At 64.9% G+C, this 16,638-nt stretch carries 12 protein-coding genes; 6 read left to right on the top strand and 6 right to left on the bottom strand.

The genetic code is table 11. The annotated features are described in order from the left end of the window. Positions 1-111 precede the first annotated feature (111 nt). A complete protein-coding gene (locus AC1Q6Z_RS14810; RefSeq protein WP_492648388.1) occupies positions 112-4,053 on the bottom strand; it encodes a peptidoglycan-binding protein in 3,942 nt (1,313 codons plus the stop codon). Positions 4,054-4,535: 482 nt separating this feature from the next. Between AC1Q6Z_RS14810 and AC1Q6Z_RS14815 the strand changes: the two genes are divergently transcribed. From AC1Q6Z_RS14815 to AC1Q6Z_RS14825, 3 genes are all read left to right on the top strand, one after another. After that, the gene (locus tag AC1Q6Z_RS14815) at positions 4,536-6,332 is read left to right on the top strand and encodes an acyl-CoA dehydrogenase C-terminal domain-containing protein (RefSeq protein ID WP_492648389.1); all 1,797 of its coding nucleotides are present in this window, start codon (positions 4,536-4,538) and stop codon (positions 6,330-6,332) included. Positions 6,333-6,397: 65 nt separating this feature from the next. Next, positions 6,398-7,606, top strand: a complete 1,209-nt coding sequence (locus AC1Q6Z_RS14820; RefSeq protein WP_492648390.1) for an acetyl-CoA C-acetyltransferase — start codon at positions 6,398-6,400, stop codon at positions 7,604-7,606. A gap of 15 nt (positions 7,607-7,621) precedes the next feature. After that, positions 7,622-9,829, top strand: coding sequence for an FAD-dependent oxidoreductase (locus AC1Q6Z_RS14825; RefSeq protein WP_492648391.1), 2,208 nt, complete (start codon positions 7,622-7,624; stop codon positions 9,827-9,829). 53 nt (positions 9,830-9,882) lie between these two features. On the opposite strand, the gene AC1Q6Z_RS14830 is transcribed toward AC1Q6Z_RS14825, so the two are convergent. Then, positions 9,883-10,311, bottom strand: coding sequence for a VOC family protein (locus AC1Q6Z_RS14830; protein ID WP_492648392.1), 429 nt, complete (start codon positions 10,309-10,311; stop codon positions 9,883-9,885). Positions 10,312-10,475: 164 nt separating this feature from the next. Here AC1Q6Z_RS14830 and AC1Q6Z_RS14835 point away from each other — a divergent pair, with 164 nt between their 5' ends. Further along, complete coding sequence (locus AC1Q6Z_RS14835) at positions 10,476-10,652, top strand: hypothetical protein (RefSeq protein WP_256117961.1); 177 nt, start codon at positions 10,476-10,478, stop codon at positions 10,650-10,652. A 68-nt stretch (positions 10,653-10,720) separates the two neighbouring features. On the opposite strand, the gene AC1Q6Z_RS14840 is transcribed toward AC1Q6Z_RS14835, so the two are convergent. The 4 genes from AC1Q6Z_RS14840 to AC1Q6Z_RS14855 all read right to left on the bottom strand — a co-directional run bounded on the left by AC1Q6Z_RS14840 (position 10,721) and on the right by AC1Q6Z_RS14855 (position 14,715). Continuing rightward, a complete protein-coding gene (locus tag AC1Q6Z_RS14840) occupies positions 10,721-11,776 on the bottom strand; it encodes a sensor histidine kinase (protein WP_492648393.1) in 1,056 nt (351 codons plus the stop codon). Continuing rightward, positions 11,777-12,223, bottom strand: a complete 447-nt coding sequence (locus AC1Q6Z_RS14845; RefSeq protein ID WP_069060116.1) for a response regulator — start codon at positions 12,221-12,223, stop codon at positions 11,777-11,779. After that, a complete protein-coding gene (locus AC1Q6Z_RS14850; protein WP_492648394.1) occupies positions 12,220-13,716 on the bottom strand; it encodes a sensor histidine kinase in 1,497 nt (498 codons plus the stop codon). Before AC1Q6Z_RS14850 ends, AC1Q6Z_RS14845 begins: the two co-directional genes overlap by 4 nt. A gap of 117 nt (positions 13,717-13,833) precedes the next feature. After that, positions 13,834-14,715, bottom strand: coding sequence for a DMT family transporter (locus tag AC1Q6Z_RS14855; protein WP_439614939.1), 882 nt, complete (start codon positions 14,713-14,715; stop codon positions 13,834-13,836). A 199-nt stretch (positions 14,716-14,914) separates the two neighbouring features. Here AC1Q6Z_RS14855 and AC1Q6Z_RS14860 point away from each other — a divergent pair, with 199 nt between their 5' ends. After that, positions 14,915-15,820 carry a DMT family transporter gene (locus tag AC1Q6Z_RS14860; protein ID WP_492648395.1) on the top strand — a complete coding sequence of 302 codons (906 nt, stop codon included), beginning with the start codon at positions 14,915-14,917 and terminating at the stop codon, positions 15,818-15,820. 94 nt (positions 15,821-15,914) lie between these two features. Next, positions 15,915-16,577, top strand: coding sequence for a S24 family peptidase (locus AC1Q6Z_RS14865; RefSeq protein WP_256117968.1), 663 nt, complete (start codon positions 15,915-15,917; stop codon positions 16,575-16,577). Positions 16,578-16,638 lie beyond the last annotated feature (61 nt).

Genomic DNA, 16,638 nt, shown 5'->3' on the forward strand with positions numbered 1-16,638 from the left:
AAATGCCACAGCGACCTTTGCGTATCATTAACGACACGCGGTGCTGTGGTGAGTGTCATGCCCGCAGGGTAGGTCAAAGCCGGAGAACCAGGTTCTCCGGCGATTAGCCGATCAACTCGGCTGCTTGTTGCGCTTCAGCAGTTCCGTCACCAGCGCGTCGTCGATCTCGCCGGTTTCCTTCTGGCCGACGGACTTCTGGAAGGCCTTGATGGCGGCGACCGTCTTCTTGCCCATCTCGCCATCCGGCGCGCCGGCCTTGAAGCCGTTGTTGTTGAGGATCGCCTGGATGTTGCGGATCGCCTTCTTCATGTCGACGCTGGCGGTCTTGGTCGGCTTGCCGACCCATTCATCCGGCAGGTCGGCCGAGTTGGTCTTCTCGTCCAGCGGCTGCGGCTTCCACAGTTCCATCTTGGCCTTGGCGCTGGAAAGCTGTTCGGGGCGCATCGCGTTCGCCACCTCGTCGCGCTTCTGCGCCGCATCGTTGTCGCCGTCGCGGGCGGCGATGGCGAACCACTTGTAGGATTCTTCCAGATCCTGCTTCACGCCGTTGCCGCGCGCATAGAGGATCGCCAGGTTAAACTGGCTGTCGCGAACGCCGAGCTCGGATGCCTTCTGGAACCACTTTGCCGCACCGTCGAAGTCCGGCTGCGCCGTGCCCATGCCGGTGGCGAGCAGGACGGCGAGGTTGTGCATGGCGCTCGCATTGCCCTTGTTGGCTGCGATTTCGTAGAGTTCGCGGGCGCGTGCAAGGTCGCGCTCCACGCCCTGGCCCTTTTCATAGAGGTTGGCGAGGCGGTATTCGGCCGGGGCAAAACCGCGTGCGGCGGCAAGTTCGTACCAGCGGGCTGCTTCCGCCAGATCCGTCGCGACGCCGCGGCCTTCCGTGTAGCGCGCGCCGATCTCGAACAGCGCCAGCGCATCGCCTTCGGTCGCAGCCTTGGAAAGCGAGGCCGGGGTGATGGCTTCCGGAACGACGATCGCCGCCGTCTGGGTCTGGTCTAGCGGCGCGGTCTCGGTGGCGGCCGTCGTGTCCTTTTCTTCAGCAAGCGGCTCGGCTTCCGGGGTCGTCACCGGCTCGAAGCCTGCGGTGGGAGCGTCGTCGGTCGTGGCCGGAGCGGTCAGGGCGTCGGAGCCCGTCGCGGATGTCTCCGTCGAAGGCGATTCGATGACCAGGTCGTTGTCCGTGCCAGCAAGGCCGCGTTCCTCGGCATCCTCGACGGGAGCGGGATCTGTCAGGGCAGCGTCACCCGTGGGCTCCGTCACGGCGCTGTCGCCGGTGGGCTCCGTTACGGTCTCCTCACCGGCAACCAGTGCGGCGGCGGTGTTCGCCGTCACGGCTTCGCCCGTGCCCGTCACCGTATCGACCGGCGCGGCTTCGTTCGTGTTGATCGCCGTCTGCTCGACGACGACCGGGGCTTCGTCGCCGGTCACCAGCGTGCTGACCAGCGGGTAGGACATGATCACCAGCAGAATGGCGCCGACGGCAAGCAGGATCGGCCGGCGGTGGCGCGACAGCGCGGAGGCGGGCGCATCACCCTTGGCGACCTTGTCCGACTTCTTGGCCGGGGCAACGCGGGAAATCGTGTCGGCTTCCTCGGCGGCAACCTTTGCGGCGCGGCGGGCGGCGGCGATCTGCGCGGCCACCCGGTCGCCCTCGCCGGCCGTTGCCGTGCGATTGCCCGAGGCCTGGCCGGCGCGCACGCGCTCCAGAATGCGGCGGACGTCCGGCACGCCGGAGCCGGGCTCCAGCAGCTGGTTCGCCTCTTCCGGTGCCAGTTCGTCGGTGGGGTCGATCGAGGGCGTCGGGTCGATCTGGCGGCGCTCGACTACGGGAGCGGCCTCCTTGCGGCCCGGCCTGAAGCGGCGCTTCAGGCCGGCCAGCAGGCCGACCTTCTTCTGGATTTCCGCCGGCTGTTCGACGGCAAGCGCCACGGTCTCTTCCGCGATCGCTTCGACCGGCTCCGGCCGCTCGGGAACCGGAATGGTCTCGACCTCGATCTCGGCGAAGCGGCTCTCTTCCTCGCGCGGCTCCGCGACTTCGGCCCTGCGGGTCTCGCCGGCGCCGAAGCCGTCATCGTCAAAAGGGTAGTCGTTACCGTACTGGCTGGAGGCGCGTTCGTTGCCGCGGTCCATGTCCATGGCCATGGCAGGCATTTCGGCGCGCGGCATCGGGCTCTCGCGGCGGCCGAAGTTTTCGCGCGGGGCGTCGAGCTGTTCGAGGCGGCCGGCGATCTGCACCAGCGTGTCGTGCAGGGCATCGAAGGTGCGCGCGGTGCGCTCCTCGCTGGAGCGGGTCAGCTCTTCGAGCACGCGCAGGTCGTCGGCAAGGGCGGCGATCGCCTCCATGTCGGTCGAGGCGGCCGCGGCCGGGCCGGCATGGCGATAGGCTTCCATCACGGCTTCCGCCGCCTGGCGCGCGGCCTCGACGATATATTCGTCGTTGGTCGCCATGTAATCTTCGATCGTCGCGAGGCGGTTCTCGACCTCGACGGGCACGGCGGCGGTCGACGGCGTGCTGATCAGCGTGGAGAGATGGGCGATCTGGGCTTCCAGGCCGCGCAGCGCCTCGTGGTCGCCGACGGGCGCCGTGCGGGTCGCGTCCAGCCGGTCGGCGATCGCCGAGAGACGGCCTTCGATATGGTTGAAGCGATCTTCCTGGAACGGGCTGCCCACAGGCGCGTCGAGGCCGTCGATGCGGCGGGCGAGTGCATCCAGGCGCTCGGCCAGCTCGCCGGTGACGCTGCCCTGGTCGAGCGCGTCGATCTTGCGGGAAATGTCGGAGAGGTAATAGGCGAGCTCTTCGTTGTCCTGGGTCTGGGCGGGTGCGGCCTGCTGGCTCTGCTCCAACATCAGCGAAAGCTGCTCGATGCGCTCTTCCAGGCGGAGGGCCGCACGCTCGTTCGACATTTCCTCGATGCGGCTCGCCAGCGCCTCGATGCGCAGGCCGAGGCCCTGCTCCGGCGCCACCGGGGCCGGGCGGCGGGCGATCATGTCGAGCTGGCCGGCGAGATCGGCGATGCGGCCTTCCAGGCGCTGCATCATCGGATTGTCGGTGACGGATGCCTGCTGCATGCGGCCGGCGGCGGCAATCGCCCGGCTGATCTCGTCGAGGCGCGTATCCAGCCCCTCGAACTGCGAGGTGACGGCGGAGACGAAACGGCCGTCGTCCGGCTGCGACTGGCGGGCGAGCATGTCGATGGCGCGGGCGATCGTCTCCAGCTTGCCTTCCAGCGCATGGATGGCCGGCGTGGCGCTGAGGCCGCCGATCTGGGTCTTCAGCTCGTCGAGCCGGTAGGCAAGCGCCACCAGCTCGTCGTCCCGCGTCTGGTCGAAAATGGTGAGCTTCTGCTCGACACCGCTCCAACGGTCTTCCATTCGGCGCACCGAATCCTCGCGGGCAAGGCCATCGAGCACGGAACGCAGCTCGTCGAACTCGACGCGCAGCCCGTCGGTCTGGCCAGACTGGCGGCCGAGCTGGTTGATGCCGGTGGAAAGGCGCAGCAGCTCTTCGCGCACGTCGTCGTTTCCGCTGCGGCCTTCGGCCACCTGGCGGATGCCGCGGATTTCCGAGCGCAGCGACTGCATCTCGCGCTCGAGACCGTCGGCAATGTCCTTCTTCAGGTCCTGGCGCAGCGAAACGAGCGCCTTGGCGATGTCCTCGACAGACCCTTCCGCGCGCGCCGGTGCGGCGGCAGCGGCATAACCGGCGTTGGAGGTGCCATAGGCGGTGTGCGCCTGCTGGGCGGCGGCATAATGATCGCTGGAAACGGGGCGGCGCTCCATGCGGGGCACGACGCGCTCGCGCGTGCCTTCGATGGCGCGCTGGCGCTGCATGATCTCGGAGACCGGATCGTCGCGCAGGGGAATGTTGCGCGCCGGCTCGTAGCGGGCGGTTTCGCTGCGCGGCGCGAGCCGCTCGTCCGTCCGCCCACGCGCCTCGCGGCCGTTCGCCATCAGGCCCTCGATACGGGCTTCGAGCCCCTCGATGGTGCGATTGAGCGCATCGAGCGAGGATCTTTCGCCGTGACGTTGCGGGTTTCGCGATCCGTTCATCTTTCGCCTCGCTTTGGCGGCCATCCAGCCTGCCGGGAGATACCCTAGAAGGCACTGCCGCCCCGGCTGCGCCCTTTTATTTCCACTCCGGAACGGGCCTTCGCCCGCCGCCGTCAGCCGTCGGAAACAGTATCGTCCCTGTCTATTCCCGGCCTGCCGCCCGGAATGCACAGAGGGAAACGAATTGATTCCCGATCCCACGCCCTCAAGCGCCACAATTCACGAAACGTGGTAAACAAGGGGTTAATCACCGCGGAAATTTTTTAACGATTTGCTCATAGAATGGCGTTCGGGAGGAAAGGCGACCGGTTGCGGCACAGCAGCAGGCGCCCTAGGCGCAGCGCCTCCCCTCCTCTCCCATCCCTCTCCGGCGAAAAATTCCACGCCCTTGCGTTTTGACGTTTACGCAAACGTCAAAGTTTTATAGTATCCCTTGCCAAGGACCGGACTCATGTCCGTGGGATAGGTGAGGAACGCGAAAGATGCCGATCTACAAGGCCCCCGTGAATGACACGCTTTTCATCCTGAACGACGTTCTGGCGCTGGAGCGGTACAACAACCTGCCCGGCTTTGCCGATGCGACGGGGGACATGGTGGAAGCGATTGCCGGCGAGGCCGCGAAGGTGGCGGAAGAGGTGCTGTTCCCGGTCAACCTTTCCGGCGACCAGGAAGGCTGCACGCGCAACGACGACGCGACCGTCAAAACGCCGAAGGGTTTCAAGCAGGCCTACGACCTCTACCGCCAGGGCGGCTGGATCGGCCTTGCGGTGCCGGAAGAATTCGGCGGCCAGGGCCTGCCCTATGTGCTGCACACCGCCGTCGGCGAATATATGTCGTCGGCCAACATGGCGCTGACCATGTATCCGGGCCTGACGCAGGGCGCCATCGCCGCGATCCTCGTGCATGGCTCCGACGAACAGAAGGCCGCCTATCTGCCCAAGATGGTGGAAGGCACCTGGACCGGCACGATGAACCTGACGGAGCCTCATTGCGGCACCGACCTCGGCCTGCTGCGCACCAAGGCCGTGCCGCAGGCCGACGGGTCCTACCGGATTTCCGGCCAGAAGATCTTCATCTCCGCCGGTGACCACGACATGTCGGAGAACATCGTGCACCTCGTGCTCGCCCGCATCGAGGGCGCGCCGGAGGGCACCAAGGGCATCTCGCTCTTCATCGTGCCGAAATTCATCCTCAAGGATGACGGCACGCCGGGCACCAAGAACGGCGTCTCCTGCGGCGCGATCGAACACAAGATGGGCATCCACGGCAACGCCACCTGCGTCATGAACTATGACGAGGCGACCGGCTGGTTGATCGGCGCGGAGAACAAGGGCCTTAACGCCATGTTCGTGATGATGAACGAGGCCCGCCTCGGCGTCGGCCTTCAGGGCCTGTCGATCGCCGAGATCGCCTACCAGAATGCCGCCAACTACGCTCGCGAGCGCCTGCAGGGCCGCTCGCTTTCCGGCGTGAAGAACCCGAACGGCAAGGCCGATCCGCTGATCGTGCACCCCGACATCCGCCGCACGCTGATGACCATCAAGGCCTGGACGGAGGGCGGCCGCGCCTTCACGCTGTGGACGGCGCTGAAGTCCGACATCGCCCACCGCTCCGCCGACGAGAAGGAACGTCAGGCCGCCGACGACATTCTCGGCCTGATGACGCCCATCCTCAAGGGTGTGCTCACCGACAAGGGTTTCGACCACGCCGTCATGGCCCAGCAGGTCTTCGGCGGCCACGGCTATATCGAAGAGCACGGCATGAGCCAGTATGTGCGTGATGCGCGCATCGCCATGATCTACGAGGGCGCCAACGGCATCCAGGCGCTCGACCTCGTCGGCCGCAAGCTCGGCATGAATGGGGGGCGCGCCGTCATGGCGCTCTTCAAGGAAATCGGCGATTTCTGCGAGGAGAACCGCAATGACGAGAAGCTCGCCTTCTTCACCAAGCACCTCAAGAAGGGCTTGAACGACCTCCAGGCCGGAACCATGTGGTTCATGCAGAACGCCATGGCCAAGCCCGACAATGCCGGTGCCGGCTCGACCGACTACATGCACCTCTTCGGCCTCGTCACCGTCGGCTATATGTGGGCGAAAATCGCCAAGGCTGCCGAGGATGGCCTGGCGGCAGGCGCCGGCGGACGCGAGGACTTTTTGAAGAACAAGCTGATCACCGCAAAGTTCTTCATGGAACGCCTGATGCCGGAAACCGCGCTGCGCAAGACCCGCATCGAGGCGGGCGCCGACACGACGATGGAATTGGCGGCCGAAGCGTTCTAGCCTCGAAGAATCAGGCGACCATTGCGAGTTTGACGGCGCCCGGCGCCGCTAGGGAGAAGAGACCAATGACCGACGTCTTCATCTACGATCATGTGCGCACGCCGCGCGGGCGCGGCAAGAAGGATGGCTCGCTGCACGAAGTGCCGTCCGTCCGCCTTGCCGCCAAGGTGCTGGAAGCGGTGCGCGACCGCAACGGGCTCGATACGGCCAAGGTCGACGACATCGTCATGGGATGCGTCGATCCGGTGATGGATGCGGGCTCCGTCATCCCGAAGGCCGCCGCCTTCGAGGCCGGCTATTCGACGAAAGCGCCGGGCATGCAGATTTCGCGCTTCTGCGCCTCTGGCCTCGATGCCGTGAATTTTGGCGCGGCGAAGATTGCGCAGGGTGCGGACGATATCGTCATTGCCGGCGGCGTCGAGAGCATGTCGCGCGTCGGGCTCGGCATGTCGGGCGGCTCGTGGTTCATGGACCCTTCCGTCAACTTCCCGGCCTATTTCATGCCGCAGGGCGTCTCAGCCGATCTCATCGCCACCAAATACGGTTTTTCCCGCGACGACGTCGATGCCTATGCCGTTGAGAGCCAGAAGCGCGCCGCGCATGCCTGGCAGAACGGTTATTTCAAGAATTCCGTCGTGCCGGTGAAGGATATCAACGGCCTGACCATCCTCGCCCATGACGAGCACATGCGCCCCGGCACCGACATGCAGGCGCTCGCCTCGCTCAACCCCTCCTTCCAGATGCCCGGCGAGATGGGCGGCTTCGAAGCCGTCGCCATCCAGGCCCATCCGGAAATCGAGGGCATCAATTACGTGCACCATGCCGGCAATTCCTCCGGCATCGTCGATGGCGCCGCCGCCGTGCTGCTCGGCTCCAAGGAAGGCGGCAACATCCTCGGCAAGAAGGCGCGCGGTCGCATCAAGGCTTTCGCCAATATCGGTTCCGACCCGGCGCTGATGCTGACCGGCCCGGTCGATGTCACGGAAAAGCTGCTCGCCCGCAGCGGCATGCAGCTTGCCGACATCGACCTCTTCGAACTCAACGAAGCCTTCGCCGCCGTGGTGCTGCGCTACATGCAGGCTTTCGACATCCCGCACGACCGGATCAACGTCAACGGCGGCGCCATCGCCATGGGCCACCCGCTCGGCGCAACCGGCGCGATGATCCTCGGCACCGTGCTCGACGAGTTGGAACGCCGCGACCTCAACACCGCCCTCGTCACGCTCTGCATCGGCGCCGGCATGGGCACCGCGACGATCATCGAACGCGTCTGATTTCGGGAGGAAGACATGAGCTACACGAACTTCACCATCGAGACCGACGCCGACGGCATTGCTCTGGTTACCTGGGACATGCCTGACAAGTCGATGAACGTCTTCACCATCGAGGTGATGGACGAGCTGGACAAGATCGTCGACCAGATCGTGGCCGACGCTGCCGTCAAGGGCGTGGTCATCACGTCGGGCAAATCCTCCTTCTCCGGCGGCGCCGATCTTTCCATGATCAAGGCGAGCTTCGATCTCTTGAAGGATGCGCAGGCCAAGGACCCGGCGACGGCCGTCGAAAAGCTGTTTGAGGCCACCGGCCGCATGACCTGGCTGTTCCGCAAGCTCGAAACCTGCGGCAAGCCGTGGGTCTCCGCCATCAACGGCACCTGCATGGGCGGCGCCTTCGAAATGTCGCTCGCCTGCCATGGGCGCGTCGCCTCGAACGCCAAGTCGGTCAAGATCGCGCTGCCGGAAGTCAAGGTCGGCATCTTCCCGGGCGCCGGCGGCACCCAGCGCGTGCCGCGCCTTGCCAATGCGCAGGACGCGCTTCAGATGATGACGACCGGCTCGTCGCTGACGGCTGCGCGCGCCAAGGCGATGAACCTCCTGCATCAGGTTGTCGAGCCGGACCAGTTGATCCCGGCCGCCAAACAGATGATCAAGGACGGCCTGAAGCCGGTGCAGCCGTGGGACGAGAAGGGTTTCAAGGCGCCTGGCGGCGGCATCTGGACGCCGGCTTCGGCGCAGCTCTGGCCGGCAGCACCGGCGATCCTGCGCCGCGAGACCGCGGGCAACTATCCGGGCGCGCTCGCTATCCTGAAGTGCGTCTATGAGGGCCTGCAAGTGCCCTTCGAGACGGGACTGAAGATCGAGCAGCGCTACTTCACCCATATCCTCCAGACGACCGAAGCCTTTTCGATGATCCGGTCGCTGTTCATCTCCATGCAGGAGCTCGGCAAGGGCGCGCGCCGACCGGCGGGCGTACCGAAGGCGGAGTTCAAGAAGGTCGCCGTCATCGGCGCCGGCTTCATGGGCGCGTCGATCGCTTATGTGACGGCCGCTGCCGGCATTCCGGTCGTGCTCGTCGATCGTGACCAGGAAGCGGCCGACAAGGGCAAGACCGTGTCGGAAGGCCTCGTCACCGGCGCTGTCGGCAAGGGGCGCATGTCGAAGGAGGACGGCGAGAAGCTGCTTTCCCTCATCACGCCGACGCCGGATTATGCCAACCTCGCCGATGCCGATCTCGTCATCGAGGCCGTTTTCGAGGACCGCACCGTCAAGAAGGAAGTCACCGAGAAGATCGAAGCCGTGCTGAAGGAGGACGCGATCCTCGCTTCCAACACCTCGACGCTGCCGATCACCGGGCTTGCCAAGAACTCCAAGCGCCCCGACCAGTTCATCGGCATCCACTTCTTCTCGCCGGTCGACAAGATGATGCTGGTGGAAGTCATCCTCGGCAAGGAGACGGGCGACAAGGCGCTTGCAACCGCGCTCGACTATGTCGCGGCCATCAAGAAGACGCCGATCGTCGTCAACGACACGCGCGGCTTCTACGTCAACCGCTGCGTCTTCCGCTATATGGCGGAAGCGTATGACATGCTGATCGAAGGCGTGCCGGCGGCGATGATCGAGAATGCGGCCAAGATGGCCGGCATGCCGGTCGGCCCGCTGTCGCTGAACGACGAAGTCGCCGTCGATCTCTCCTACAAGGTCTTCAAGGCCGCCATCGCCGATCTCGGCGAAAAGGCCGTCGATCCGCGCCATCTGGATCTCGTGACGAAGCTGGTGGAGGGCGAAGGCCGCCTCGGCCGCAAGGCCGGCAAGGGCTTTTACGACTACCCACCGAAGCCCGCCAAGAAGAAGCTGTGGCCCGGCCTGAAGGACCTCTACCCGCAGCAGAAGGCGGACGATGTGGACGTGAAGGTGCTGAAGGAGCGCCTGCTCGTCACCATCGCGCTCGAAGCGGCGCGCACCATGGAAGAGGGCATCGTCACCGATCCGCGCGAGGCCGATGTCGGCTCCATCCTCGGCTTCGGCTTTGCGCCCTATACCGGCGGCACGCTGTCCTACATCGACGGCATGGGCGTCAAAACCTTCGTCGCGCTCTGCGAAAAGCTCGCCGCCAGCTACGGCAGCCACTTCCAGCCGACACCGCTGCTAAAGGACATGGCCGCCAAGGGCGAGACTTTCTACAGCCGTTTCGCACCGCAGGAGAAGAAGGCGGCCTGAGCCGCCCTCTTCATGACGCGGGACTGACCCGATCGAAGCAGAAGCGCGGCGCCCTAGAAGGTGATCTTGATCGAAGGGGCGCTGCGCTGCGCCTCGCCGTGATACACGGCCTCGATATTGTTGCCGTCGGGATCGATGAGGAAGGCGGCGTAATAGCCGGGGTGATAGGGCCGTAGGCCGGGGGCGCCATTGTCCTTGCCGCCGGCGTCGAGGCCGGCCTGGTGGAAGGCCTCGACCATGGCGTTGTCGGACGCCTGGAAGGCGACATGGTGGCGGCCGGTCAGCTTGCCCGCTGCCGCCTCGCTGTCGATGCTCGAGACGACGAATTCGTCCACCCAGAAAAAATCCTCCCCGACGCCGCCGATTGGAATTTTCAGCGCATCGAAGATGGCTTCGTAGAACCGACGGCTTGCCGACAGGTCGCGCACCACGAGCTGGATATGGTCGATGAGGCGACCGCGATAGAGTTCCTGCGTTTCCATGCCCGAAGCTCCCTTGACGATGAAAGCCTTCTAGCTAGGTCGCGGGCGCAAACCGTCAACGGTGAGAGCCTGTTCCATCCGGAACAGCGGACGGCGGGGCGATGTGGGAAAGTCTGGTCACTGGATGAGAGAGGCTCATCCCTCAGAGATCAGGAGAGACCCCCATGCGCAAGATCATCGTTTCCGCCACCGTCGCCCTCGTCGCCGCTGTTTCCTTCGCCGCCCCGTCGCAGGCCGGCTACTACAGCTACGGCTACAAGCCGCATTGCTTCGTCAAGAAGATCCACTCCTACGACTACTACGGCAACCTGATCGTCAAGAAGATCAAGATCTGCAAGTAAGCATCACTACCGCTGACCTCCCCAAAGGCCCGGATGTTCCCCTGCATCCGGGTCTTTTGCCGTGTGGATCACGCCGGGCGCGGGGCCTCGGCCATCTGCACCAGCAGCTCCGCGCGCGTGCCCACCGGGCGGGTGGCATAGGCGAGTTTGGCGCCGAGGCTGGAGGCCATGGCGCCGATGATCTTGGAGCCGAGGCCGGTGCCACGCACCGGGCCTTCGCCGCGCCAGCCGATGCCGTCGTCCTCGACGAAAAGAAGTGCATTTTCCGGATCGAGGCGGGTGAAGCCGACGCGCACCTCGCCGCCCGCCTCACCATAGGCATATTTGAAGGCGTTGGTGACGAGTTCCGTGACGATGACGCCGAGCGAGACGGCACGGTCGGTGGGCACGTGCAGCGGCTCCAGCATGCGGTTGAGGCGGACATTACGGCCATGGCCCTGCATGGACGTGTCGAGCTCGGACAGCAGCGTCGAGAGATAGGCGCCCATATCGACATGGCGAACGTCTTCCGACGTATAGAGCCGGCGGTGGATGCCGGCGATGGCGGTGATGCGGGCCTGCGTCTCGGAAAGCGCCTGCCTGACGGCCTCGTCGGAGGCGCTCGACATCTGTAGCCGGATAAGGGCCGCGGCGAGCGCCAACGAATTGCCGACGCGGTGGTTGACCTCGGCGAGCAGTACTTCGGCGCGCTCCTTGGCGAGGCGGATCTCCAGCTCGGCCTTGAGTTTCGCCCGCTTCAGCTCGGCATTTTCCAGCGCCTGGCCCAGTGCATTGGCCAGCAGCGGGATGAAATCGTCGCCGACCGACTTGATCACATAGTCCGCAGCACCCGCCTTCAGCGCCTCGACGGCGACCTGGGCGTCGTTCGACCCCGTCACATAGACGACCGGCACCGCACCCGGCGCATCCGCAAGCTCCTTCAGGAAGGACAGGCCCGTGCCCGCCTTCAGGAAGTGATCGAGCACGACGGCATCGATCTCGCCTTCGGCGAGAAGCTCGCGGCCGCGCTCCAGGTCCTCCGCATGCAGCACTGTATAACCGAGACGACCAAGCGCCCGCTCGGCAAGCCGCGCGAGGATCGGATCGTCGTCGATATAGAGGATGCGGACAGGACCTTCCTTCATTTACTGCGTCTCGGGGATCTGGATGACGGAGAAGAACAGGCCGAGCTGGCGGATCGCATGCGCGAAGCTCTCATACTCGACCGGCTTGGTAATGTAGACATTGGCGCCGAGATCGTAGCAGCGCTGGATTTCCCGCTCGTCGTCCGTCGTCGTGAGGATGACGACCGGCAGGCGCTTGGTATGGGTGTTGGTCTTGATCTTCTGGAGGATGTCGATGCCCGACATGTCCGGCAGGTTGAGATCGAGCAGGATCAGCAGGAACCGGCCGGCGCTGGCGAGGCCCGAGCGATCCTTGCCCAGCACGAAATCGAGCGCTTCGGTGCCGTTCGTGAACGGCACGACCTCGTTGTGCACGCCGGCGCGGCGAATGTTCTTCTCGATGAGGCGCGCATGGCCCTCGTCGTCCTCGATCATGACGATGGTGACTTCCTTGCCCAATCCGTTCATGCCTGCATACTCCTGACTACTTTGCTGAGATCGGGCGGCAGACGCAGCACGAAGGTGGTCCCCTGCCCGAGTTCCGATCGGATGACGATATCACCGCCAAGATTGCGCATCAGTGAACGCACATGGGCAAGGCCGATGCCTTCGCCGGGTTTGTCCTGGGTGCCGGAGCGGCGGAACAGCTCGAAGACCCGCTCGTGGTCTTCCGGCGCGATGCCGCGGCCGTTGTCGGTGAATTCGATGACGAAGCCGGCGCGGCCGCCATTGCGCGCGCTGACGGAAACGCGCAGCGGCCGGCCGGGCGACTGGTACTTGATGGCATTGTCGAACAGGTTGCCGAACACCTGTTCCAGCGACAGCCGGTCTGAAATGACGGTTGGCAGATTGCCGTCGATGGTCACCTCGCCGTCGGATTCGCTGACCTGGTGGTTGACCGCGGCAGCCCCCCCTTCGACCAAGGCCTTCAGGTCCACCCGCTCGATCCGCAGTTCCCGCCGGCCGTCACGCGAGATCTTCAGGATGGCGTTGATCAACCCGTCCATCTTCTTGGTGGAGGAACGGATGAAGCCAATCGCTTCCGGCAGGTCTTCGGAGGCCGCCCGGCGGGCTTCGAGGATGTCGGCCTCGCTCGGCGCCTTGCCGTCGGCGAGCACGTAGTTCTGGATGGAGGACAGCGAAGCCTGGAGCTCGCTGGTGAAACCCATGATGTTGACGAGCGGGGCGCGCAGGTCGTGCGTGACGATATAGGCGAAGCGTTGGACTTCCTGGTTGGCGCGGATCAGTTCTTCCGTACGCTCGTCGACACGCCTTTCCAGCGTGGCGTTCAGCGTCTCCACTTCACGCCGGGCAACGACGATGTCGCGGGTATATTGCGCAACGACCGTGGCCGCGCCCCCCATGACGCCGATGATGGCGATGGCACCGATGATCGTCGTCCACCGCAGCGCACCGGCCGACCACAGCATATCGACCACGCCCTCCTGAAGGCGGCGGTCGGCATCGTCCATGATATTGCCGAGCTGGTCGCGAAGCTGGTCCATCAGGATGCGGCCGCGATCCGTCTTGACCTGGGCTACGGCATCCGCCGACCGACCTTCCTGGATGGCCGTCACCGTATCGGCAAGCTCGCCGAGCTTGTCGGCGATGAGGCGATCGATTGTGGGAATGCGTGCAGCATATTCGGGGAAACGCGCAGCCTTTTCCGCCAACGACTTCTGCCGCTCGGAAACGGCTTTCAGCGCATCGTCATAGGGTGCGCGAAAACCCGCTTCCCCCGTGATGACGAAGCCGCGCTGGCCGGTTTCGGCGTCCTTGAGGGTGGACAGAAGGTCGGCGGCGGCGCTGCGCGTCGCGCGGATTTCGATCAGTTCGGCAAAATAGGCCTGCACCTTGCTGCCGAGCAAAAGCGACGTGCCCACGATGCCGAGCAAAGCAATCATGCCTGCGATGAGCAGGATAATCGTCGAGCGCACGAATGCGGCGTTCGATATCGGCATTCCACCCCCCGGTTAGAGCCGTCCACAGGACGGCGACAATATCGTTATAGGGCCTGCATGCAACTGACTGGCGCCAAGTACAAGGGGAATCTTTTGGTTGTTTCGCGACTTAACAGCTCAAACACGTTCCCGGAAACGTCCGGCGAAGCGTTCGCTGGCAATGATGATCATGCCGGCCGAAATGATCAGCACGGCGCCGGCGAAAACGTTCGAGCCGGGCACGTCGCTCCAGATGAGATAACCGAGCACAAAGGCCCAGACGAGCGAGGAATATTCGAAGGGGGCGAGCACCGAGACGGGCGCCCGGCGCATGCCCTCGAACATCGCGAACTGGCCGATGCCGGCCACCACGCCGGTGCCTGCCATCAGCGCAAGATCGGTCGCCGAGACCGATTGCCAGACGAAGGGCATGGCAAGGGCCGTGTAGAACACGAAGAAGCCGCTCGATATGGTCATCTGCACCGGCGTGCGCTCGTGCAGCGCTGTTTTGCGCAGCAGGACCGTCGCGATCGCCCAGAAGATGGCGGCCTGCAAGGCGAGATACACGGGCAGCGACAGCTCGAGCCCCTTGACCGCCACGCCGCAGGCAATGACCACGCCGACAAAGCCGGTCGCCACCGCAAGCCAGCGATAGCCCGGCACCTTCTCGCCGAGGATCGGCACCGAGAGGATCGTCATGACGATCGGCGAGGCATAGTAGAGCGTCGTCAGCTCGGCGAGCCCGAGGTCGCGCGCGGCGGTGTAGTAGGAAAGCCAGGCGGCGAGGAGCAGCAGGTTGCGCAAAAAGAGTGGCTTCAGCACCGGCGAATAGCGCGCGCTGCGCAGAAGCGGGCGACCGCCCCAGGCAAGACAGAGCGAGAAGATCGTGACGCTGCGCACGAAAAGGATCTGCCAAACCGGCAGCGCCGCGACGAGCCATTTGACCGACGCATCCTGCACAGAAAACAGGAAATAGGCGAAGGACGTCAGCAAAATGCCGGAAGTGACGGTCTTGTGCACGGGATGGACCTCGAAAACGCGACGAAGCCGCGCAATCCTTGATAGCGCGCCGTTCGTTGCAGCGAAAGTGGCTGAAAATCGCGGGTTGAAGGAAATTTTTCCCACCGCGCCGCGCGCCTGCAACGACCCGCCGCGAAAAGTCAGACGGGCGCCAAATTTCAGCGTGCAAGCGGGGCGTGACGGGTATATGCGCGGGACCATGGACTCCAAACGACTCGGCTATGTCTTCACCCTGCTCGCCATCCTGATTTTCAGCCTGCAGGACTCCATCTCGAAACATCTCGGCAGCGTCTATCCGCCGGTCTTCATCGCGATGATACGCTTCTGGGCGTTCGCGGCCTTCGCCATCGTGCTCGGGGCGCGCAGCCCGGGCGGGTTGCGGGCGGCAGCGGCGACGAAACGGCCGGTTTTGCAGATCATGCGGGGCGCCATCCTCGCATTCCAGATCGTCGTCACCATCACCGCCTTTACGACCGTCGGCCTCGCCCGCTCGCAGGCGATCTTGGCCTCCGGGCCGATCTTCGTGGCGCTGCTTTCGATGCCGCTGCTCGGCGAGCGCGTCGGCTGGCGGCGCTGGACGGCGATCGGCGTCGGCCTTTGCGGCGTGCTGATCATCGTCAATCCGGGCGGCGTCGCCTTCGACCTCACCGTGCTGCTGCCGCTCCTCTCGGCGCTGATGTTCGCGATCTATGTCATCGCGACCCGCCTCGCCAGCCGCGAAGACAGCGCTTCGACAAGCTTCTTCTATATCGGCGTCGCAGGTGCCGTGGCGATCTCGCTGATCGGCCCGTTCTACTGGACCAATCTCGCTCCCGTCGACTGGGTCTGGATGGGCATCGTCTGCATCACCGGCATGTCGAGCCACTATTTCCTGATCCGCGCCTATGACCTGCTCGATGCTGCGGCCGTGCAGCCGCTCACCTATCTCCAGGTCGTGCTGGCGGCGATCGTCGGCGTCACCGTCTTCGGAGAGACGCTGAACCTCAACATGGTCGTCGGCTCGGCCATCGTGGTGGGTGCGGGCATCTTCACCATCTGGCGCGAAAGCGTGGTGGCGCGGCGGCGGGCGGCCGAAAAATCGTCCGGAAATGAAACAGGAAAATAATCCTTTTTTCTTTACTCGGAAAACGTCCTTCGCTATGCTTCCGGGTAATCGGACCGGCGCGTGCCGGTCCGCCGCCTTGGCAGGGTTTCTCAGCATGTTCTCCCACGACCGGATCTGGGCGGCAATCGACGCCCTCGCCGAGCGCAACCGGCTCTCCCCGTCCGGCCTTGCCCGCCGCGCCGGGCTCGATCCCACGTCCTTCAACAAATCGAAGCGACAGGGTGTGGACGGCCGCCAGCGCTGGCCCTCGACGGAATCGATCGCCAAGGTGCTCGACGCGACCGGCGCCTCGATCGACGAGTTCTTCACGATCTCAGACGTCACGCGCGATATCGCGCTACCGCAGGGCGCTTTTCCGCCACAGACGGGCACCATCCCGCTGCTCGGCTTCGCGCAGGCGGGCGCCGGCGGCTTTTTCGACGATGGCGGCTTTCCCGCCGGCCAGGGCTGGGACGTGGTCGAATTCCCCGCCGGGCCGGAACGCAAGGCCGGCGTCTATGCGCTGGAGGTGCAGGGCGACAGCATGATGCCGCTCTACCGCGACGGTGACGTGCTGATCGTCGAGCCCGGCGCGCAGGTGCGCCGCGGCGACCGGGTCGTGGTGAAGACCCGCGAAGGCGAGGTCATGGCCAAGGTGCTGCACCGCCAGAGCCCGCGCACGATCGAGCTCGTCTCGCTCAATCCCGAGCACCCGAACCGCAATTTCGACATGGACGAGGTCGACTGGATCGCCCGCATCATCTGGGCGAGCCAATAGGACGCCGGTCCTTAAAGTGTCTCCGCAATTCCCAACGCAAAACCGCTATACACTTTTGCTG

It is taken from the genome of Shinella sp. GW835-FHT14H05, assembly GCF_058793575.1.

Excerpts from the sequence above, each read along its gene's own strand:
- AC1Q6Z_RS14860 (WP_492648395.1), top strand. The coding sequence starts at position 14,915 with ATGGACTCCAAACGACTCGGCTATGTCTTCACCCTGCTCGCCATCCTG.
- AC1Q6Z_RS14850 (WP_492648394.1), bottom strand. The coding sequence starts at position 13,716 with ATGCCGATATCGAACGCCGCATTCGTGCGCTCGACGATTATCCTGCTC.
- AC1Q6Z_RS14820 (WP_492648390.1), top strand. The coding sequence starts at position 6,398 with ATGACCGACGTCTTCATCTACGATCATGTGCGCACGCCGCGCGGGCGC.
- AC1Q6Z_RS14835 (WP_256117961.1), top strand. The coding sequence starts at position 10,476 with ATGCGCAAGATCATCGTTTCCGCCACCGTCGCCCTCGTCGCCGCTGTT.
- AC1Q6Z_RS14830 (WP_492648392.1), bottom strand. The coding sequence starts at position 10,311 with ATGGAAACGCAGGAACTCTATCGCGGTCGCCTCATCGACCATATCCAG.
- AC1Q6Z_RS14865 (WP_256117968.1), top strand. The coding sequence starts at position 15,915 with ATGTTCTCCCACGACCGGATCTGGGCGGCAATCGACGCCCTCGCCGAG.
- AC1Q6Z_RS14840 (WP_492648393.1), bottom strand. The coding sequence starts at position 11,776 with ATGAAGGAAGGTCCTGTCCGCATCCTCTATATCGACGACGATCCGATC.
- AC1Q6Z_RS14825 (WP_492648391.1), top strand. The coding sequence starts at position 7,622 with ATGAGCTACACGAACTTCACCATCGAGACCGACGCCGACGGCATTGCT.
- AC1Q6Z_RS14810 (WP_492648388.1), bottom strand. The coding sequence starts at position 4,053 with ATGAACGGATCGCGAAACCCGCAACGTCACGGCGAAAGATCCTCGCTC.
- AC1Q6Z_RS14815 (WP_492648389.1), top strand. The coding sequence starts at position 4,536 with ATGCCGATCTACAAGGCCCCCGTGAATGACACGCTTTTCATCCTGAAC.
- AC1Q6Z_RS14845 (WP_069060116.1), bottom strand. The coding sequence starts at position 12,223 with ATGAACGGATTGGGCAAGGAAGTCACCATCGTCATGATCGAGGACGAC.